The sequence below is a fragment of the Pseudomonas sp. LB3P58 genome (genome assembly GCF_054897895.1).
The window spans coordinates 4,043,094-4,061,939 of the sequence record NZ_JBUBVE010000001.1 but is presented as its reverse complement, the minus strand read 5'-3'; the positions used below and the strand labels follow the sequence as shown (position 1 = coordinate 4,061,939).

The window sequence follows — 18,846 nt, the reverse complement described above, 5'->3', positions numbered from 1 at the left end:
AGGGCTTGATATTAGAGGGTGTGGAGCGAGGAATGGTTTCTGGTGTACTGATCAATGTACTGATTGGTCGTTGCTGGGGGTCAGATCGATCATCCATTGAGCGATTGCCGACTGGCGCCAAGCGACCGAGTTGGGACCTATTCTAACCTGTTTTGGGAAGGTGCCTTCCCTGATGCGACGATAAACCGTGTTACGGCCAAGGCCGGTGGTGTGAAGCACCTCGTCGAGGCGCAGGAAACGATCAATGCTTTCTGTCGCTGCTCTGTTTGTCATGGGGTCACCTCGATATTCATAGCGGCGTCGATGCGTGCCAGCACCTTGCATGGCTCGTCGTATTCATGTCCGTCAGCTTTGTTGTGGTGCAGATCCTGGCATTTGGCTCCGCGACGCAGTTCGTCAGCAGCCTTGCGTAGCCCGCCGACAAACTCATCCTCCAGCAGCACATCCTCATCGGCTACCTTCGCCATTCGCGCGCACTCGCGAGCCCATTCGCTGCGGGTGTAGCGGTCAGCCCCATTCAGCATCCGCTCCATCTTTCGACTGAAATAATCGACATCCAGCCCGTGGCTATTAGTCATGGCTTCACCTGTGTGCTCATATCCGCATCAATGGTCGCATCCCAGTCTTCGGGCAACACGTTCGCCTCCAAGCGCTCGATCAGGCCGCCGTCGTGCCAAGTCGACTTGATGTGCTGATAGCGGTTGGCTTCTCTGCGGAGATCAACCAGTTCATCGTTCATCTCGCGGATCACGCTACCTGGTGTACCGGTGCGCTCAACTTCGGAGCAGGCTTCAATTACGTCGTCGTCGCAATCAATGGCGATTGCTTCCTGAAGATCTTCGCGCAGGGAAGCAATCAGGTTCTTCTGCTGGATGATTGTGGCTAGATCCCTGCCGACCCTGCCGCTCTCTATTGATCGCAGCATTTCAAAGTAGGCCTGCACCTTCGTGCGCATCTGGGTGAATACGGCCTCGGCGCCCATCTTCCGAACTTGCAGCTCGATAGCGTCGAATTGGTCGCGAAGCCATTGGGGGATGGCGTGGCCTGTTTCCGGTGGCGAATCAACTTCTGTATTCGATTTCTTGCTAGCTTCTTGCCAAGCCCAAAATGCCAAGCGAAGCGCAGGGTCTTGGAAATCGCCGTTCTGCATGAGGAACTTGGTATTGTCGAGCGCTCGCTTGCGGATTCCCTCACCAATGATATCGACCATGCTCTCGACGTAAGCCGCTTCGAACTTTTCACGCATCTTGTCGGTCATGGCTGAACCTCGCCGCCAAAATCTCCGACCGCTTCAATCTGCGCAGCACGCCAAGCGGTGTAGGCCGCCCAGTTGGTGAAGTGCTGCTGCTCTGGTAGCGACTTGATGGCCGCCGCGAAGCCGTTCTTGTAGCCGTTCGAATCCGCGCCCGTCATGTCGGCGGCGGTGAATTGGCCGTAACTCAACACGCAGATATCGTCGGGCAGGCTATAGCCGGTCTGGATGTGCGTGATTTTCCGTTGCATCTCGATGCCAGTCGGGTTGCCGGTTTCGTCGATCATCATCAGTCGCACGTCGTCGCCGACCTTGAAGTCGCGATCTGCGCAGTTGCGGACTTCGCCGGTTTTCGCCCCGGACTGCAGGTCGTGGAATGGTTCCGGGTGAATTTTCAGTACGTGCTCGCTCATGCTTTTCTCCAGGCTTTACCCGACACCCGCGCCCAGCGCTCTTGGGTGACGATGATGAAATTGCGGATACCGGTCAGAACCTTGTGCATCTCGCCGTCGAACTCGACGAAGCTGTCCTTCTTGCGCATGTCTGGGGCGCGGTCGATGGTGTCGAGCAGCTTACCCGGGGCGCCGCCAGTGTTCTGTTCGTGCACATCAAAGGCTGCCATGGCGCTCTACCTCAATTCGTTTCTGAATGCCCGCCCGATAGCCTTCCGGCCTCATCGCGGCAGTGCGTTCAATGTTGGCGATGACCCGCTCGACGCCGCCGAATATCGGGTCTACTTGGCGACCGTCTTTAATCAACTGATCAGCCAGATTCCAGCCTTCTCTTTCTTCAATGCGAGACATAGGGATGCTCCGGCCGCGCGGGGCGGCAAGCAGGGGTGGGCGCGGGTGGTTACAGGCTGTTGCGGAGTGCGGCGATCCAGGTATTGCGCTGCTCAGTGCGCTCGACTTCTTCGGCGTGCTTTTTCTTGTGGTAACCGATGTCTTTGATCGCCTTCTCTTTGGCGGCTTCAGCCCATTCAAGACCAGTTAGGTTCGGGGTTGGCGTGGCGTAAAAGCTCACGTCGCAGTCCCAGTTGATGCTGTCTTGAATCTGCTTAACCATGAATTCCTTCAGGCCGACATGCTCTTCGCTCGGCGGCACCCACTGTTCGGCGCAGATCAGCATTTCCTGATACTGCTGCCGGAGGGTGTCCAGCTCCTTGATCCGCGACAGCCGCTGTACTTCGGAGGTCGTGTGTTCGGCAGCGGCTTTCAGGTCGCACTCTGCCGTGGTCATGGACTCGAGAGTGGAAAGCGTCTCGCGCGCAGTGGTGAGCGCCCGAAGGTGGTAGCTGTCCGGCTCGAACTGCTCGGGGATCGCCTCGCCGCCACCCGATTCGTCGCGGAGGGTGATGGTTGCGCCAAATGCTCGGGCGCAATTCATCACGAAAGTTTGAAAGCTGATGCCGTCTTTAATGTCGTTCGTATATCCGGTAGGCATAGAAATTCCTCGCCCGCAGTCACCGGCAGGCTTGAGTTGTCAATTAGGGGGTTACAGCTTAGGTTGCTGGCGGCGCTGGAATTCAGTGCAACGGACGATCACGGTCTGAGCGTCCCGACCGAGCGCCGGCATGGTGCTGAAGGGGAGGTGGCTGCAATTGCGGTGGGCGTGGACGCAGGTGCGACACATGCCGCCTTTGGGTTGGTGGGTCATGGCGTAATCTCCTTCACCCAGTCAGCAAACCCAGCCAGCACCGGCTGGATGTTCTCCTCGTCAGCCCAGCCTGCGAACCCGATAAAGCCGTCGGTGTTGAAGGTGACCGCCTCGCGACTATCGAAGTAGAACGACCGGCACCGAATCTCGGCGTAGCCTTCGCGGATTTTGGCTCTCTGGTGGCAGCTGAAGGTGCCTTTTATTAGGCTGCTATCCTTCATCTGTTTGTTGATCAGCGCCCGAAGCCGCTGCATGTTTTTCTGGGTGATAACCGAGTAGTTGAGGTTTGCGCCGGAGAACAGAGCGCGAGCTTCATTGCTGTTCATCACTTCGGTACCTTGTAGCAGTACACGTAGGCGAACCAGGCGAGGGCGATCATTGATTCAGCTCCTTGACCTTGTCGAGGCAGGCGTTCCAGCCTTGCGGATACCAGCACGCCGGGTCATTACCACAGGAGTCGTTGTTCTCGTCCTCCCGATCAGGCAGCACCACCGCTACCGGCACGGGCGGTGAGGTGTAGAGCGGCACAGAGAAGCAGCTTAGGTCATGTCCTAGCGCAACCATTTTGGCTTTATTTTCTGCGCTGATCGTTGCCCATGTAAATTCAGGATCGCGAAACCCAATCGGGGGAATTCGCAGCTGACAAGCTTTCTTCCATCCAGCATCGATTATCTGGCCTGCAAAATGTCTTAGCCCGCCAGACAGTCTCCCCATGAATTCAGATAATTCGGTTACCTGATGATCGCGCGCCACCGGCTCCACCACCCCGAGCGGTTCCTCGCTATGGTTGTCGAGCAGTGCGCGCAGTTCTGATGCGACAACCCACTGGAGAGAGCTGTGATGCTTTTCGATTGCAGAGGCTGCGCGCTCCAGCAGCTCCCGCGAGATTTCGAATTTATTGGTCATGGCTTCACTCGCACTGCAATGCATCGTTGAAGGATTCGACTGCGGCATCAGCGCGGGAGCCACCAAGTCGGAAATAGAGCCCCCAGTCGTGAACGGAATCCCAGCAAGCTTCTGGTCTGCCAAGATTCAGCCACATCCGTTTGATGGCGGCCATGAAAGCCTCGCGTTCGCTCATTCGCTTGCTCCCGATTCGGTGGGTTTGAGGGCCGCTAGTGCCAGCTCTTTATCGACTGGGTAACCAACATGAAGCAGGGCTTTATACATAACCACATTCCGCTGCTCGGCGGCTGTCAACTTGGCCTGCATCAACGCCTGCTCTGAATCGCAATACTCATTGGCGATGTGCAGCTCTTCCCGCAGCGCAGCCAGTTCACGTTCATGCTCATCAGCACGAACCATTAACACCTCACCTTCGTGAAGGTTCCCGCCGATACACAATGCGGTCTCGATGACTGCATACCGCTGAATTTCACTCATCCGAAACCCCCAATTGGCCGTTATGAAACAGGCAGCAGGCGACTACTACCGCGAGGGCCGACAGCGCCGGCCAGTACTTAATGATTGTCAGGAGCATGATTGAGCCTCATGGAGCGCAACTCGCGCTGAAAGGTTGATTGGTGGAAGCCGATCTTCTTCGACACATCGGGCCACGTTGCACCGGATTCCCGCATGGACAGGGCCAGGCTCAGGTAGTCGGCGGTGATCTCTTTCGGCCGTCCGCCTGTTCTGCCGATTACAATCCCGGCTGAGTTGAGGTAGCGCACGACGGTTGAGGGTGCGCATCCGACGGATTCAGCAATCGCCACCGTCTCCGCACCACCGTCAAACAAGCTGAAAATCAGCCCGACCGAGTCAGGCGATAGTTTGGCTGTCATGCTCACTCCTCCGTGCGTGTTCCCGTTGGCGCAACCTTGAGGCGCACGGTGATCGGCCCCTCACGCAGATTGCCTTTCACCTCGCCATCCAATGCGGCGATTTCCTTTTTGGTCAGGTTCTTCCATTTGGCGATCAGGAAGTCACCCTTCAGTACGGGCATCGGATGCATGACGCAGCTTGATCCGTAGCTATAGCCGTTCTGGGTCAGCCACTTCTGGGCGGCATATAGCGCTTCAAAGGTTCCAATATTCTCGAAGGTCTTGGTGAACATGGGGGGGCTCCAGGCAAGCGCCTGCCTCGCTGGCTGGCGTGATTCGTTAAAGGGGGTCTTCGCTCAAAGCGCGCCGCTAACCCGCTCATACTCGGAATCGAGCAATGAGTCGCTGGACTCATCAACGACCGCCGACATAAACGCCGTCACGATCGGCGCGACAGACTTGGCTTGCGTGATCAGGAACAGATGCCCGTCGTCGATGACGCGCAGTTCAGAGTTCGGAATCAGGTTGGCCAGGATGCGCATGTTGACCAGCGGGATCAGCGGGTCATCGTTGCCGGCCAGTACCAGAGTTGGCTGCTTGATCCGGTGCAGCCAGTGGATCGAGGTCCACCAGTAAACGGCCGCCATTTGGTAGTAGTAGCCTCGGCCGCCTGCCGACTTCATCTTGCTTGCGTGAGCGGTGGCCAGAGCCTTGTCATGCCGAAACGATCCGCCGTAGATGTCCGGCGCGATCTTCGCCCCGTGCTCAGGGTTGGTATAGCGCAGGGGGCTAGCCATCAGCGCCAAGACTTTCGGGGATGGCGGAACGCTGAGCACGCCGGCGGAAGTCGCAGCGAGGATCAGCTTGCCGCAGCGTCTCGGGTGATCGTGAGCGAACTGCTGGGCGAGAAAGCCGCCCCACGAAACGCCGATCACATTGACCTGATCGTATTCGAGCGCATCCAGCATTTTGGCGACGATCCTAGATAGGCCCTTGAAGCTGTATGGCAGGAGTGGAGCAGGAGATTCGCCAACGCCCGGCACGTCGAAGGCAATCACCTCCTGATCCGGGTCAAGCTCCTGCACGAAGGGGAGAACCAGTTCCAAGCTCGCGCCGATGCCGTTGAACACCATAAGCGGCGTCAGGTGTGGTTTGCCCGGGCGTACCGCAGTACGGATGGCCTGGCCGTCGATAGTCAGTGTGCTGAAAACAAACGCCTTCATTTCGATTGCTCCGTGCAGCCGAAGTCCCGCCAGGGCGTTCAGCGCGATAAATGGGGAAGGGTTATTTCTTTGGGTATGTCTTTGTCAGCGCGCCGTTGACGCTGTGGCCGCGCTTCAGCACGACGCGAGCCAGCTTCTCCCGGTCTTTTCCGCTGTGGCTGGCCTGACTGAGTAGGCCGAAGTAGCTGTTGGCGGTTTCGCGAAGATCCTCGGCGGGCGCGGCGGCGGTCCGCTTGAGGGCCTGCGCCAGCGATCGCTTGCGGGTTGATCGCCGCCACGGCTTGATGACGTGACCAACGAAGTCGACGCCGCGATCCACCGGTTGCAGGATGGTCTTCGTCGGGTTCAGCTTGGCGCCCAGACTGGGAAGGAATGCTTCGACCGCGGCCTTCCACGCATTCAGCTGTTGCGGCGATTCATGCAGGAACACGAAGTCATCGACGTAGCGGACGTAATGCTTGGCGCCGAGTCGGTGTTTCGCGAACTGATCCAGTGCATCGAGGTACACGTTTGCGAAGAACTGCGACGACAGGTTGCCGATGGGTAGGCCGAGGTGGGCAGGCTGCGCGGTGAGGCGCTTGTGCTGCGGCACCCGGTTGAACAGATGGGCCGGGCTGCGCACCTCGTAATCTTCGCGAGGGTCGTGCATCAGGATCTGTTCGGCGAGTGCCAACCACCAGGGCTCTGTGATCTTGGCGGCCAGCTGCTTGCGCAGGACCTCTTTGTCGATCGCGACGAAGAAGTTGGCCAAGTCGCACTTGAGGTAGAAGATCGGCTTCGACCAGTTCTGGCTGGCGCTGCGGATCTTCGTCTCAAGCCGGGTGGCGGCGTACAGCGTGCCGCGCCCGGGAATGCATGCGCAACTGTCCGCTATGAAGCTGGCGTAGAAGCGCGGCGCCACTCGGTTGTAAAGCAGGTGGTGGACGACGCGGTCCCGGAACGCGGCAGCCCAAACCTCTCGGGCTTTCGGTCGGGTGACCACGAAACATATCGAGCGGCCTGGCCGGTAGGTGCCGGCGATCAGGTCGTCGTGAAGATTGATCAGGTTGCGCTCCAGATCCATTTCGAAAGCCAACGCACTGGCGCTGTTGCGCTTCGTGCGGCGGCAGTCGTAGTAGGCCTGAACAAGCTCGCTGAACGGGTAGGGACCAACAGTCGAATCTGCGGACGGGGCGGACACGGAGCTCGTTGTTCTTGTCGTTGTTGTTCTGATTGCCATCATCGAAGTTCATGTTGAATGCGTTGTTGGCGGAGCGCTGCGACCTATCGTGCTATCTACGTCGCCAAGCCGAAGGCAGAGCCGATCAGCAAGGAAACTGCGCGAGACCTGCACGGACGCTTTAGACCGTCGGTATCTCTGATGCGCATGGCGGTGACCCGGAGGTCAGCGGCACGACCAGATTCAATTCGCACAGACCTGAAAGCCGTAACTCTCAGGTGGCGGGCGCGGTTGGGGTGGAGCGTTTCCAGGCATTCGCCTGTTTGCCAATCGAGGTGGTGACCTCTATTGCATTGGCATGCTGCGGGACGCTTATGAATCGGCTCTCTTTGAAAAGCCGCATCAGGAACTCGATCACCTGGACCTTCTCGACCAGCAAGGTCAGGTGTGGGCGCTTGTCAGGCGTCGAGTTGGCCCGGGCAATCAACATCAGCACGTCGATGCACTCATCGATGACGCGCTTCCCGAGAGACTGCTTCAAATCTCGGGGGATGTTTCTGGTGAGGTTCGTGGCCATCTGGAGCAGGCCAAGCGAAGCTTTGTAGATCTGCAAGTCCGTGTGCATTGCCATGAGGCTCGCTCTCCAAGAGCAACCGGCCGCAAGCAGCCGGATTAAATAAGCGAATTAATCAATCAATTGACTGCGGACGGGGCGGACACGGAGCTCGCCGCCCTTGGCGCTGACGTTCTGAAGGCCACCATCGAAGCCCATGGTGAATGCGTTGTCGGCGGAGCGCTGCGAAGAGGACCAGTACCAGGTTGGCTTGAAGGCTTCTGAGCCTCCAGTTTGGAAGGCTGCGAGCGGGGTCTGCGCCGGTGAATCCTCGGTGTGCAGCAGACCGACAGGCTCGCTGTTCGGGTTGTCGCCGCTGCGGCCGTACTGCCAGTTCGCTTCGGTGGTCGGTTTGAAGTGGCGATACTGCAGCTCTTGCACGTCACGCGCCGGGATTGCCCAGTCAGTGAAGCCGCCGATATCCAGAGCCAGCACCTGCTGCGCCAGTTCGCTGCCAGCGGCTGCCATCACCTCGGTGTTGGAGCGGCTGTTGGTGAAGCTGTCGGCACCTTCGATCTTCTCGCCGTACCTGCCCCATTCACCTTCCAGTTCGTGCGCAGCGCCGGCAGTGATGTTCAGGTAGCGATTGCCGGTGTCCGGGTCACGGGTGATGCCGGTGAAGAACCCGCCGCCGAAGGGCTGGCCGATTTCCGGGATGGTCACTGCTGATGCTGCTTGAGCTGCTGCGGACATGGTCTTTCCTCTTTTCGAAGGCAACAAAAAAGGCGCTGCTGCGCCCGGTGCCGATCAAGAACGAATGATTGAAGGATTAAATAAAGAATCTGCGGACGGGGCGGACACGGAGCTCGTTGCCCTTGACGTAGTAGTACTGATACCCAACATCGAAGTCCATGAGGAATGCGCTGTTGGCGGAGCGCTGCGAACTCGACCAGTAGTAGCAGTCCTGGGCGAACACCTCGGGGCAGTTCAACCAGCCCTGGTACAGCTCGGCAGCGGCCGGCAAGTAGAAGTCGTGATGGCCGTCCGCGATGTATTCGGCGCAGGCATCGGCTGCTGGATACTTCCTCTCATCATCGTTGCCAATCAGCACCTGGGTATTGATGTAGCCGTCGGTCTTGCTGAGGCCTTTTAACTCAATGCCGCGGCCGCCCCATTCGTGATCGCCGACGTCTTTGGCGGCGAGGATCAGGTAGTGCGCCGGGACATCGCCACGAGCAGCGACCAGCCCGCCGTTGAAGCCGCCTTGGCCGGGCCATTCAGCACCGAGCGCCGGGATGTTGGTTGGTGCAACTGGCTGGACATTCGCCGCCGGCGGGAGCACCAGGGCAAACGTACTGGCCAATGCCAGTTTTGCCAGTTGTGACGCCGGCATCTTGATCGTGGTCTCGCCGTGCTTGAGGGTAATCATTTCGGCTTTCATGTTATGCCTCGCTAGGGATTGTGATTATTCGTCGTGATAGATGCGCAGGGCTTCGCGGTTGTAGGCGAGCTCCAATTTGCGCGACACGTTTTCGGGTATCTCGTATTCGTGTCGCGGCGGAGACAGGAGCGGCGCGGACTTTTGAGGCCCCATTGCATGAAGATGGTGAATCATCAGCGTGATGGCCTCGCCTTGCTCCTCGATCCCACTCCAGGCCATCAGTTCAGCCAGTGCTTGTCGTGTGCCGGCCATGCAGTGCAGCCTGATTTCTTCCTCGCCGCGAGTCTTTCGCCTCGCCGCTGTCTTGGCTGAGCGATCTTTCTGTTCCGCTGCCATGATCCGCTCCTACTGCTTCGGCTCTTTCGCGATAAAGACCGGATGAGGGCCTGCTCTGCGTTTCGGGTAGTCGATGCCGAACTTGTTCAGGATGCGGACGAAGGTCTTGAACGTGATTCCGCACTGGCCTTGAGCCTTGTTGCGGGAAAGGCCGATTTCCAGAAAGGCTTTGATGCGCTCGGCCAGCTTGGCGTCGAGCGTCTCGTCGATCACGCCTCGGTTGGCGCTCCATCCGTTCCTGTAGCCTGCCGGCTGAAAGCTGAATCCGTGCTCTTTGGCCATGGTGAACAGGATCTTGCGAGACAGGCCTGTGCGGTCCATCGCTTGTGCGTAGCTCATGGTCTCGGAAAGCTTCTTGACCTGCTCAACGAGTTCGACACGGGCCTTGGCGGCGATGGCGGCGCGCTCTTCTCGCTCGATCTCGCGCAGGGTCATCTTGGTGGGCTGTGGTAGCTCTGCGACTGGCTTTACTGGTGAAGGCTTGGCGACCTTAATCGTCGGCGGCGGCTCATTCCTCACCGGCGGTGGCACAAAGCTCGGGCCCTGCAACACCTCAATAGTCCCTCCTTTGTTTAAGAAGGCCTCCTGAAGCAGTGCCAGTTCGTGGCGTTGAGGGTCGAGCATCTGGATCATGCTCAGCTCGGTACTCACGTATGCGTTCATGCGACTTTGCTCCGCAGTTTCGCTTCATACCCGTCAACCAGCAGCTTGAATTGCCACAGGTCCTCTTCGAGCTTTTCGATGTAGTCGTTATCGCGCTTGAACTCTTTCCACCAGAGTTGACGGCCAACCACCTCGAGCGCCGGGCAGTACATGCCGACGTGCCAGAACTTGCGGTCGGTAATCCACATGCAGCCCTGGACCTGATCCATGATGGCGCTAGCATCGTTGTCGATATGGAAGGTTCTGAGCTTTTCCGGGGCAAGGAAACATTTGTACTCCGAGCCGCCATCTTCACCAATCAGGCCATCAGCACTGGCGCCGAACACGCCGTCATCGGTGGTAACGAATCCGGCCCGCTGAACGATCAGGCCTGTTTTCAGTTCGTGAACCATCCTGGCTTCTGGCTCCAGTTCGTGCCCGCGCTTCATCTGCCAGGTTTCAAAGCCGTTATCCAACGCGGCACCGCTGATCCGCTCAACAGCTAAGCCGAACGCGTAGTTAAGTGCGGCTTCGGATGGTTCGCCGACGGGCTCTCCTGCAATTGCTCGGCGCACAGAGTCAGCCTTTGGTGCTGCCTTGTAGTCTGCCGCTGTTCGCGCCTGGTCTTCGGATTTACCCGCGAGAATGGCCGTCACATACTTCTGCTGCTGATCGGTCAGGCCGTTCACGCGAGATCGGGCCACGGTGAACATGCTGGCCGTGATGCAGCCAGCTCGGGCTTGATGCCATTCGGCACTACCTTGTTCGCACTCAATGATTTTCATGCGGCTTGCCCCTCTTTAATCTTGGCTGCCGGCGGTGCCAATTCGGTTTTCCGCTTGTTTACCGCCGCCTTGAACAGTTCGTATGCGGCCATGTCTTTGACCTTGCTGATCTCTTCGAGGCCGGCTGTCCAGATAGACTGGAGAGCGTCCAGCGCTTGGCATGCATCGGCCTGCGAAACCCACCGCCGAGCAAGATCATGATCAACCTGTGGAGAGGTGGAGAGTTGCCGACCGTAACGGCATCAGCGATACAGCCATCCGTAAGAAAGCCAAGGCATCCGGATGGGCGAGAGACCTTTCCGAGCAGGTGCGCAAAGAGGTTCGCAACAAGCTGGTTCGCGGAGAGGTTCGCGATGAGCAATGTGCGAACCCCGAGCGGGATGCCGAGATAGTCGAGGAAGCCGCAGAGGAAGGCGCCCAGGTAGTTCGCAGTCATCGGCGAGACATTCGCAAGGCCACGAACCTTGCGAACCTGTTGATGGACGATCTGCTGACGACCATCAGCAAGCGCGAAGAGATCGAAGACGCGATCGACGAAGAAACCAAAGAAGACAGTAACGGCATGCGCCGGGCGACGATGCATTCCGCCGTTAGCCTGCCGAGCAATGCCAAGACCCTGTTTCAGCTTTCGTCGGCCATGAAGAACCTGCAGGTACTTGAGCGCCAGGCATTCGGTCTGGACGACAAAGAGCAGCCCGGAGACTCGGACGAACTGTCCAAAATGATGGACGATCTATCGAAGGAAGCCTGACATGAAACCCGAGCATCTGAAGCTGCTCCGGGATAAGCGCTGGAGGCTGAACAATCTCTATTTCATCACGGACAAAGCGGGCAAGAAGGTCCGCTTCCGGATGACGGACGAGCAGGTCGAGTACTTCGATGGGCTGCACACTCGCAACATCATCCTCAAGGCTCGTCAGCTCGGCTTCACCACTGAGTGCTGCATCATCCAGCTGGACGCGGCGCTATCCGAACGGGACGGGTCAGCCGAGCGCTTCGGGCATTCCGGTGCGGGTTTACCCTGGTTGGCCGGTACCAAACGTGCTTGAAACTGACCTTGCGGCTGGGTGGGCGCATATCAGCGTCTTTCCGCACGGCAAGGACCGGAAGACCACGCGCTACATCGGCCGAAGCTGGGAGCCGCTGGTAGAGCCGGTGCATACGGTCGTGATGACGGTCGCCGGTGCGGTTGTGACCTTGTCGGGGACCATCAGCAAGCAGAATTTGCTGATCAATCTGAACGGGACCCACTACGTCTACGCCATGCAGGTGACGGACACGCTCACGACCGCAGCCACGGCGCTGGCGTCGATGATCCCTGGCGCATCTAACGTCGGCCCAGTCATCACGCTTACGGGGGCGCACAACGTCTTCACGCGTGTCGGTGGCTTTGGCACGGCCTTCAAGGAAACGAAGCGCCAGGAACAGATGGTGCAGATCATTATCTGGGCCAACTCGCCGGATGCCCGTGCCGCAGTGGCTGACCCGCTCGACTCGGCGCTGTCCGACGGAACGAACATCGCGTTTACCGACGGCTCGGCAGGAATCGTTCGATCTGGCGGTTCGCTGATGACCGACCAGCTCCAGAAGGCCGACCTCTACCGGATCGACCTGTTCTACACGATCGACTACGCCACAACGCAGACACTGCAAGCCACCGAAGTCATCGCTCCGGTGCTGAACATCGTCAACGCCCAGTCCGGGCTTCCTGTAATCACTGTGAACCCTTGAGGCCCGACATGGACTCCGATACCAAACCGGCAAAAGCAAAAGCCTCGCCGTACAAGCTGACCGTCAAGTTCGCCTTTGCTGACTACCAAGTCGGCCAGGAGATCACTGACCCCGATGAAGTCGCTGCCGTTCTGGCCGGCGAGTGCGCGGGCAACGTCCTGAAAGTCGCCAACGCCTAACAGGCGAAACCCACACACAAGAAACCGCCCATTGAGGCGGTTTTTTCATTAGGAGGACGCCATGCCCATTTACCCGGCAGGCAGCTTGAATACCGCGGCGCTTCAGGCCCCGGATCTCTACATTCAAATCGTTCCACCGAAGACCCGCTACATCAACGGCGTGGCGACCGACATTCTCGGCATCGTCGGCGTGGCTGACTGGGGTCCGGTGAGCAGCGCGACCTTGATCGGCTCGCCCGGTGATGCCTCGCAGAAGTTCGGCACCCAAGTCGTGCGCAAGTACGACCTGTGCACCGCGATTGCCGTGTCGATCCAAGGTGGCGCCTCGAACATCCGTGCCGTGCGCGTCACTGACGGCACCGACACTGCGGCCACTGCCACGCTGAAAGACACCGCTGTCGCTGTCGGCGCCACTCTGACCGCGTTCTACACCGGCACCCTGGGCAACTCGCTCAGCGCAACACTGGCAGTTGGCTCTGCCGCCGCCAGCTGGAAACTGACTATTTCGCTGCCTGGCGTTGCGCCGGAAGTGTTCGATAACATCACCGGCTCCGGCTTGGCGCTGTGGACGAACATCGTCAGCGCGGTGAACAACGGTCAATCGGGTATCCGTGGGCCGTCGCAGCTTGTTGTGGCAACCGTCGGCATCTCGGTGCTGGCTCCGGTCGTATTGACTCAGACCGTCGCCTTCACCTCTGGCACCTCTGGCAACACCACCATCACTGACGCGGTACTGGTTGGCGTGGATGGCGTGATCGGCTCGGCCCGCAAAGGCATGTACGCCTTGCGTGGCTCCGGCGCCCAAGTGGCGAACCTGATCGATGTTACTGACGGCACCCAATGGCCGACCATGCTGACTTACGGCCTGTCTGAAGGTTGCTACATGGTCACCCAAGGTGTTGCGGGCGCGTCCTACACCACCGTCGCCACGGCCCTGACCACGGCCGGCTGTGACAGCTACGCGCTCAAGGTTCTCTCGGGTGATTGGGTTTACTGGCAAGACCAGGTGAACGGTCAGCAGCGCATGATTGCCCCGGCAACCTTTTCCGCCGCCAAGATCGCCGCGTTGGCGCCGCACCAGAACGCCCTGAACAAGCCGATCACCAATGCGGTGTCGACTCAGCGCAACCTGTCGCAACAGCCGTACAGCATCGCCGAGATCGGCGCGATCAACACCGCACGCCTCGACGTCATCACCAACCCTTGTCCGGGCGGCAGCTACTTCGGGCATCGTTCCGGCCTGAACTGCTCCAGCAACTCTGCGGTGAACGGCGACAACTACACGCGGATGACGAACTTCATCTCGCTGACCATCGCCGCAAGCTTCGGCGGGACCATCGGCCGGCTGCAAACGCCTGACGTGCGCCGCGAAACGAAGTCCACCATGGAAAGCTTCCTGCAGACACTGGTGCAGCAGGGAATGATTGGTGACGTCAATGGCGGCCCGGCGTTCTCGGTCCAGCTCGACGCGGCCAACAACCCATCTGATCGTGTGGCTCTTGGCTACATGCAGGCGGACGTACAGGTTAAATACCTGTCCGTGATCCGCTACTTCCTCGTCAATCTCGAAGCCGGCCAGTCCGTCTCGATCGTTGCGTCCGCCACCCCGCGCTCCTAAGCGCTGAAACCACTTCCCGCCCGGCCTAGCGCCGGGTTTTTCATTTGGAGAACGCCATGCCCGGTCAAGGTGGATACAACACGGGGAAAGATGTCTCGATCGACATCAACACCCCGACGGGGCCGATCCGGCTCCCGAAGATCATGAATTTCGATTCAAAACCGAAGGTCACCAACCAAGAAATCACGCCGCTCAACGGCCTGACCGATGAGTTGATGATCCCGAAGGGCTGGACGGGCACGTTCGATGCCGAGCGCGTTGATTCCACTCTTGATGACTGGTGGGCGCAGTTCGAAAGCGACTACTACAACGGTGTGAACCAGAACCCGGCCACCATCACCGAGACCATTCAGGAAATCGGTGGCGGCAGCACGACCTGGCGTTATACGCACGTGATTCTCAAGTTCGAGGACGCAGGCAAGAAGGAAGGCGACAAGACCATTCGCCAGTCCATGTCCTTCACCGCGCGCCGCCGCCTCAAGGTTTAACCCGTTACGCATGGCAGCCCGGCAGGGCGCGGGACTCGTCACCCCGCACGCCATGCACCTTTGACGACTCACTGACCAGGGGATTTACCCATGAGCAAAGTAACCGTTCACGAAGGCGTTGCAGCACCTGTTCACGTTGATCAGAAGCCACGCTTCGAGACCATTCAGGATTCCAAAGGGCGGACCATTCAGCTGCGCAAGCTGGGTCCGCTCGAGCAAGGCCGCGTGGTGATGGCTGCCGGTGCAGAGGCTGCGGGTAATCAGACGTTCATGTCCGGTTTCGCGCTGCCGGCCGCGATGGTGGTGTACATCGACGACACCGGCTTCGGGTTGCCGCAGACGATGACCCAGATCGAGTCCGTGCTGAAGGAGCTGGGCGAAGAGGGCATGGAAGCGATCAATGCCCACTTCCTGAAGAAGTATGAGGCCGCCAAGGCTGAAGCCGACGCCAAAGCACTGCAGGAAGGCCTCGGCGCCGAGCAGGCCGCAGCAAAAAACTAGCAACGAACCCCGAGTTTCGCCGGGATTGTTGGCTGGTGAAAAACGGGGTTCCGTTTGATCGTTTGTTTGAATGCGGACCATTGACCGACTACGAGCGCTTTGCCTTCTCCATCCTGTTCTCTGAATTCGAGGGATCGGGCATCTGGAACTGGTCAAGCATGCAGTTCGACAAGAAGGACTGACCATGGAATTCAAGAGTTTGGGCGGCCTCGCGCTGCACATGGTCAGTCAGGAAGTCGCGCTGCTGGCCAGCCTGCACGCCGGGCTTGAGAAGTGTGCGGCGAAGGTCGAGATGACCGCCAAGGACGAAATAGGCCATTACCAGTCAGGTATTGGACCTTTCCCGGCCTGGGCGGATCTTGCTGACTCGACAGAAACGCAAAAGGCCAGGATGGGATATCCAGCTGACGCGCCGCTCGAAGCCAGCGGGGCAATGAGGGAGAGCATCACCCACACCACGCACATGCTTGAGACTGTCATCGGCTCAACGGACGAGAAGATGGTGTATCACGAGTTCGGCACGCTGAAGATGCCGGCGCGGCCAGTGATGGGGCCGGCGGTCTTTCGCAACAAGGAATACATCCGCCGCGTGCTTGGGATGGCTACCGTTTCAGGATTGATTGGAGGTCTAGCAATCCACAAGTCGCTTGGTTACGACTCTAGCGCTTGATCAAGTGACCGCGCGGCAGCCAGAAGGTGTTCTGTTTTTGGTCTGCGACCCACACCGAAAGGCCGCTATCGGGTGAGTTCATCACGATCACTTGGACCTTGTTCTTCCCTTCACTGCACTTAGCTATCGCCTCATCAAATGTCGAAACATTCGCCGACGTCCGCCAGCTGTCGATCATTTCCTTGGTCTGTCCTGTGTATTCGGGTTCGCCGGTCTTTGGGGACACGTTCGGCAGATTGCCTGTTGCGCCGTACGTCATAGAAACAAAGCCCATGACGCCGTTCACGTAGTCGGACAGCTCAAATGTCGGGCATGCGTAATACGAGTCATCCTTTTGCGCGTAGGTGATGGCCTTGGCCCCGGCAGAGCATTCAACAGCGGTGCAGGACTTGCTCATATCCGCGGCGCTTGCCGCCTGGGTCGTCGCGACGGCCAACAGGAAAATCCATTTATTCATAAGTCACCGAATGAAGAGTGCGTAGAGCGTAAAGAGAAGGGCACACAGAGCGCCGCCTGCGAAGACCATTACAAGGCTACTGCAGGTGAAAACGAGAAGCCCGGTCTGTAGATCCAATCCAGTCGTGCGCCGCTCTGCTTTCTTTGTCGGGCGTGGCGCCGCCTCCTTCAGCTCTATCGATCGCAACGATCCAACATCTTGGATTCGGCCGTTCACCCACTGATACGTGCGATGCCCATTTGCCATGTGATTCACCCACAGAATAGGAATTTTGATTATGGCATTTGAGGCGTATTCCGTCGCCGTCAAGCTCTCGCTGATCAACCACGTCAGCGCTGGCATGCTGATGATCAGCAAAAGCCTGGCTACGGCTGGCCAGGACGTAGACAAGCTCAATGCTAAGTTGTCCTCGATCGGCAAGCAAGGCGCTATCGGGGGCCTCATGGTCGCTGGTGGCCTTGGCATTGCCGCAATGTTCAAGGCGCCGCTCGACGAGGCCAAGAAGTTTCAGAACGAGGTTGAGCGCTTTCGCTCCCTAGGTCTCGGAGAAAAGGTCACGAATGATGCGGTGATGTTCGCCAGTGGCATGAACACCTACGGCACCAGCATTCGTGAGAACCTCGGCCTGCTGCGTGACGCGCAAACCGTATTTGGCGACTTCCACGAAGCGCAAATGGTCGTTCCGCTGCTGTCCAAAATGAAATTCGCCAACGCCGCACTCTATGGCGACGAAGGCGGCGCGATGAAAGATCGCGCCTTCATGGACATGCTCAAAGTTATTGAAATGCGCGGCGGCCTAGCCAGCAAAGAGGCCTTCTACAGTCAGGCCAACATGATCCAGCAGGTTCAGACCGCGACTGGAGGTCGCGTTGGCGCAAACGAATATTTGAATCTGATCAAGACCGGCGGCGTTGCCGCCAAAGGCATGAAAGACGCGAATTTCTACTACAACATGGAGCCGCTTGTTCAGGAGATGGGCGGCTTCCGGGTCGGCACCGGCTTAATGTCCGGCTACCAGAACCTGGTACAGGGACGTACCACGGCGCGCGCGGCTGAAGAGCTGATGCGTATTGGCATGCTTGATCCGGACAAGGTGATCTACAACAAAATTGGCAACATCAAGCAAATCAAGCCTGGAGCCGTTAAGGGCACCGACCTGATGGTAGAGGACCCCTACGCGTGGATGAAGACAGTGATGTTGCCGGCTTTCGCCAGCAAAGGAATCACTGAGAGGCAGGCCATTCTTAACGAAATTGGAGCTATTTTCACCAACCGCACTGCCTCAAACCTGTACTCAACGATGTACACCCAGATGGCCAACATCGATAAGAACATCAAACTGAACAAAGGCGCAGCGGGCATCGACGAGCTCGACAAAAACGCCAAGAACACGCTCTCCGGCAAGCAGCTGGAATTTGGCGCCAAGTGGCGCGACCTGATGCTCAACTTGGGCGCGGTCGTGCTGCCGCTGGCAATTAAGGCGCTCGACAAGCTGAATCCGGCGCTGAAGGACTTGGCGCACTGGATGAATGACAACCAAGGCAAGGTGAAGGGTTTCACCTACGCGTTGCTCGGGCTCTCGACTTTCCTGATAGCTGGCGGACTGATCAATATGGTCATCGCAGCCGGCCGTGGATTCTGGCTCCTCGGCCAGGCCATGATATTCGTCACCGGCACGGCGCTTGCGCCAATGATCCCGGCGATTGCTCGCTTTGGCACCTACTTGCTGATCTTTGCCATTGATTTCGCTAGAGCGATGGCTGGATTCGTCTTGGCGTCCGGGTTTGTTCGCGGCTTTCTGATGGCGTTTCTGAGCCCTATCAAACTGATCGGGCAAGCACTGTACTTCTTTCTGTCGCCACTGACGTTGCTGCTTACGCCTGTTGGTCTGGTAGTGGTTGGCGTTGCTGCTGCCGCCTTTCTGCTCTGGAACAACTGGAAGGAAGTTAGCGGGGCGCTGAAGTTGGTGTGGGGCGACATCAAGACCGGCTTCGTCAAGCTGTTCCATGGTGATATCGGCGGTGCGTTCAAGTCGTTTGCCCTGATCTTCCTGACGGGCTGGCAGACCATCTTCAACACGCTGATCGCAGGCGCAAACCTGATCCTGCCGGCGTCGATGCAGATCTCCAAGACGACCTTCGCCGATGACTTCAGGGGCAAGAGCGCACCTCGCGAGCCGTGGTCGCCTCTGGTGGCTCCGGTCCCCGCAAAAGCGAGTCAGCCGCTCCAGGTGCACAGCAGCATCATGCTCGATGGCAAAAAAGTCGGCGAAGCGGTGACCACGCATCAGGCGCGTGAAGCCGGCCGGCCCAACACCGGCACTCAAGGCTTCGATCCTTCTCGCAGCATGTTGAGGCCTAGCACTTCCAGCCTGGTCGTCCCGAGGAACTAACCA

The 18,846-nt window shown here is 58.6% G+C and carries 31 protein-coding genes and 1 pseudogene; 9 read left to right on the top strand and 23 right to left on the bottom strand.

Annotated elements, in window-relative coordinates:
- Positions 1–51: 51 nt before the first annotated feature.
- From ACYZTZ_RS19000 to ACYZTZ_RS18895, 22 genes are all read right to left on the bottom strand, one after another.
- Positions 52–273, bottom strand: a complete 222-nt coding sequence (locus ACYZTZ_RS19000; RefSeq protein ID WP_348129465.1) for a helix-turn-helix transcriptional regulator — start codon at positions 271–273, stop codon at positions 52–54.
- Positions 270–578: a hypothetical protein gene (locus tag ACYZTZ_RS18995; protein ID WP_461999352.1), complete on the bottom strand. Its 309-nt coding sequence runs from the start codon at positions 576–578 to the stop codon at positions 270–272. Before ACYZTZ_RS18995 ends, ACYZTZ_RS19000 begins: the two co-directional genes overlap by 4 nt.
- A complete protein-coding gene (locus ACYZTZ_RS18990; protein ID WP_461999351.1) occupies positions 575–1,258 on the bottom strand; it encodes a hypothetical protein in 684 nt (227 codons plus the stop codon). The genes ACYZTZ_RS18995 and ACYZTZ_RS18990 overlap by 4 nt, the downstream gene beginning before the upstream one ends.
- Positions 1,255–1,665 carry a DUF3850 domain-containing protein gene (locus tag ACYZTZ_RS18985; protein WP_461999350.1) on the bottom strand — a complete coding sequence of 137 codons (411 nt, stop codon included), beginning with the start codon at positions 1,663–1,665 and terminating at the stop codon, positions 1,255–1,257. The genes ACYZTZ_RS18990 and ACYZTZ_RS18985 overlap by 4 nt, the downstream gene beginning before the upstream one ends.
- Positions 1,662–1,874: a hypothetical protein gene (locus tag ACYZTZ_RS18980; RefSeq protein WP_461999349.1), complete on the bottom strand. Its 213-nt coding sequence runs from the start codon at positions 1,872–1,874 to the stop codon at positions 1,662–1,664. The genes ACYZTZ_RS18985 and ACYZTZ_RS18980 overlap by 4 nt, the downstream gene beginning before the upstream one ends.
- Entirely contained in the window at positions 1,861–2,055 is a 195-nt protein-coding gene (locus ACYZTZ_RS18975; RefSeq protein ID WP_461999348.1) for a hypothetical protein, read from the bottom strand. Before ACYZTZ_RS18975 ends, ACYZTZ_RS18980 begins: the two co-directional genes overlap by 14 nt.
- Positions 2,056–2,104: 49 nt before the next feature.
- Positions 2,105–2,695: a hypothetical protein gene (locus tag ACYZTZ_RS18970; protein WP_461999347.1), complete on the bottom strand. Its 591-nt coding sequence runs from the start codon at positions 2,693–2,695 to the stop codon at positions 2,105–2,107.
- A gap of 51 nt (positions 2,696–2,746) precedes the next feature.
- Positions 2,747–2,908, bottom strand: coding sequence for a hypothetical protein (locus ACYZTZ_RS18965; RefSeq protein WP_461999346.1), 162 nt, complete (start codon positions 2,906–2,908; stop codon positions 2,747–2,749).
- Positions 2,905–3,234 carry a hypothetical protein gene (locus ACYZTZ_RS18960; protein WP_461999345.1) on the bottom strand — a complete coding sequence of 110 codons (330 nt, stop codon included), beginning with the start codon at positions 3,232–3,234 and terminating at the stop codon, positions 2,905–2,907. Before ACYZTZ_RS18960 ends, ACYZTZ_RS18965 begins: the two co-directional genes overlap by 4 nt.
- Positions 3,235–3,283: 49 nt before the next feature.
- The gene (locus tag ACYZTZ_RS18955; protein ID WP_461999344.1) at positions 3,284–3,814 is read right to left on the bottom strand and encodes a hypothetical protein; all 531 of its coding nucleotides are present in this window, start codon (positions 3,812–3,814) and stop codon (positions 3,284–3,286) included.
- 4 nt (positions 3,815–3,818) lie between these two features.
- Positions 3,819–3,989: a hypothetical protein gene (locus ACYZTZ_RS18950; protein WP_461999343.1), complete on the bottom strand. Its 171-nt coding sequence runs from the start codon at positions 3,987–3,989 to the stop codon at positions 3,819–3,821.
- The gene (locus ACYZTZ_RS18945; protein ID WP_461999342.1) at positions 3,986–4,291 is read right to left on the bottom strand and encodes a hypothetical protein; all 306 of its coding nucleotides are present in this window, start codon (positions 4,289–4,291) and stop codon (positions 3,986–3,988) included. Before ACYZTZ_RS18945 ends, ACYZTZ_RS18950 begins: the two co-directional genes overlap by 4 nt.
- A 77-nt stretch (positions 4,292–4,368) precedes the next feature.
- Positions 4,369–4,689: a hypothetical protein gene (locus tag ACYZTZ_RS18940; protein ID WP_461999341.1), complete on the bottom strand. Its 321-nt coding sequence runs from the start codon at positions 4,687–4,689 to the stop codon at positions 4,369–4,371.
- Between the two features lie 2 nt (positions 4,690–4,691).
- On the bottom strand, positions 4,692–4,961 hold the full coding sequence (locus ACYZTZ_RS18935) for a hypothetical protein (protein ID WP_461999340.1): 270 nt from the start codon (positions 4,959–4,961) through the stop codon (positions 4,692–4,694).
- Positions 4,962–5,024: 63 nt separating this feature from the next.
- Positions 5,025–5,891, bottom strand: a complete 867-nt coding sequence (gene phaZ, locus ACYZTZ_RS18930; RefSeq protein ID WP_461999339.1) for a poly(3-hydroxyalkanoate) depolymerase — start codon at positions 5,889–5,891, stop codon at positions 5,025–5,027.
- Positions 5,892–5,952: 61 nt separating this feature from the next.
- Entirely contained in the window at positions 5,953–7,113 is a 1,161-nt protein-coding gene (locus tag ACYZTZ_RS18925; RefSeq protein WP_461999338.1) for an RNA-directed DNA polymerase, read from the bottom strand.
- A gap of 211 nt (positions 7,114–7,324) precedes the next feature.
- On the bottom strand, positions 7,325–7,681 hold the full coding sequence (locus tag ACYZTZ_RS18920) for a four helix bundle protein (RefSeq protein WP_093218104.1): 357 nt from the start codon (positions 7,679–7,681) through the stop codon (positions 7,325–7,327).
- A gap of 54 nt (positions 7,682–7,735) precedes the next feature.
- Positions 7,736–8,356: a DUF1566 domain-containing protein gene (locus ACYZTZ_RS18915; protein WP_461999337.1), complete on the bottom strand. Its 621-nt coding sequence runs from the start codon at positions 8,354–8,356 to the stop codon at positions 7,736–7,738.
- Positions 8,357–8,432: 76 nt separating this feature from the next.
- Positions 8,433–9,044, bottom strand: a complete 612-nt coding sequence (locus tag ACYZTZ_RS18910) for an Lcl C-terminal domain-containing protein (RefSeq protein WP_461999336.1) — start codon at positions 9,042–9,044, stop codon at positions 8,433–8,435.
- Positions 9,045–9,068: 24 nt separating this feature from the next.
- Positions 9,069–9,380, bottom strand: a complete 312-nt coding sequence (locus tag ACYZTZ_RS18905; RefSeq protein WP_461999335.1) for a hypothetical protein — start codon at positions 9,378–9,380, stop codon at positions 9,069–9,071.
- A 9-nt stretch (positions 9,381–9,389) separates the two neighbouring features.
- Positions 9,390–10,043: a hypothetical protein gene (locus tag ACYZTZ_RS18900; RefSeq protein WP_461999334.1), complete on the bottom strand. Its 654-nt coding sequence runs from the start codon at positions 10,041–10,043 to the stop codon at positions 9,390–9,392.
- Positions 10,040–10,807 carry a lambda exonuclease family protein gene (locus tag ACYZTZ_RS18895; protein ID WP_461999333.1) on the bottom strand — a complete coding sequence of 256 codons (768 nt, stop codon included), beginning with the start codon at positions 10,805–10,807 and terminating at the stop codon, positions 10,040–10,042. The genes ACYZTZ_RS18900 and ACYZTZ_RS18895 overlap by 4 nt, the downstream gene beginning before the upstream one ends.
- A gap of 160 nt (positions 10,808–10,967) precedes the next feature.
- On the opposite strand from ACYZTZ_RS18895, the gene ACYZTZ_RS18890 reads away from it, so the two are divergent.
- From ACYZTZ_RS18890 to ACYZTZ_RS18855, 8 genes and pseudogenes are all read left to right on the top strand, one after another.
- On the top strand, positions 10,968–11,558 hold the full coding sequence (locus tag ACYZTZ_RS18890; RefSeq protein ID WP_461999332.1) for a hypothetical protein: 591 nt from the start codon (positions 10,968–10,970) through the stop codon (positions 11,556–11,558).
- A 1-nt stretch (position 11,559) separates the two neighbouring features.
- Positions 11,560–11,781 (top strand): annotated as a pseudogene (locus tag ACYZTZ_RS18885) (terminase); the annotation flags it as partial.
- Between the two features lie 67 nt (positions 11,782–11,848).
- Complete coding sequence (locus tag ACYZTZ_RS18880; protein ID WP_461999331.1) at positions 11,849–12,538, top strand: hypothetical protein; 690 nt, start codon at positions 11,849–11,851, stop codon at positions 12,536–12,538.
- Between the two features lie 8 nt (positions 12,539–12,546).
- Complete coding sequence (locus ACYZTZ_RS18875; protein WP_461999330.1) at positions 12,547–12,717, top strand: hypothetical protein; 171 nt, start codon at positions 12,547–12,549, stop codon at positions 12,715–12,717.
- A gap of 61 nt (positions 12,718–12,778) precedes the next feature.
- Positions 12,779–14,335, top strand: coding sequence for a phage tail protein (locus ACYZTZ_RS18870; RefSeq protein ID WP_461999329.1), 1,557 nt, complete (start codon positions 12,779–12,781; stop codon positions 14,333–14,335).
- A gap of 56 nt (positions 14,336–14,391) precedes the next feature.
- Positions 14,392–14,823 carry a hypothetical protein gene (locus ACYZTZ_RS18865; RefSeq protein WP_461999328.1) on the top strand — a complete coding sequence of 144 codons (432 nt, stop codon included), beginning with the start codon at positions 14,392–14,394 and terminating at the stop codon, positions 14,821–14,823.
- Between the two features lie 90 nt (positions 14,824–14,913).
- The gene (locus tag ACYZTZ_RS18860) at positions 14,914–15,324 is read left to right on the top strand and encodes a hypothetical protein (RefSeq protein WP_461999327.1); all 411 of its coding nucleotides are present in this window, start codon (positions 14,914–14,916) and stop codon (positions 15,322–15,324) included.
- A gap of 184 nt (positions 15,325–15,508) precedes the next feature.
- Positions 15,509–15,994: an HK97-gp10 family putative phage morphogenesis protein gene (locus tag ACYZTZ_RS18855; protein WP_461999326.1), complete on the top strand. Its 486-nt coding sequence runs from the start codon at positions 15,509–15,511 to the stop codon at positions 15,992–15,994.
- Here the strand turns inward: ACYZTZ_RS18855 and ACYZTZ_RS18850 are convergent.
- Entirely contained in the window at positions 15,984–16,451 is a 468-nt protein-coding gene (locus tag ACYZTZ_RS18850; protein ID WP_461999325.1) for a hypothetical protein, read from the bottom strand. The two genes, ACYZTZ_RS18855 and ACYZTZ_RS18850, sit on opposite strands and share 11 nt — an antisense overlap.
- 277 nt (positions 16,452–16,728) lie before the next feature.
- On the opposite strand from ACYZTZ_RS18850, the gene ACYZTZ_RS18845 reads away from it, so the two are divergent.
- Positions 16,729–18,843, top strand: coding sequence for a phage tail tape measure protein (locus ACYZTZ_RS18845; protein ID WP_461999324.1), 2,115 nt, complete (start codon positions 16,729–16,731; stop codon positions 18,841–18,843).
- Positions 18,844–18,846: the final 3 nt, after the last annotated feature.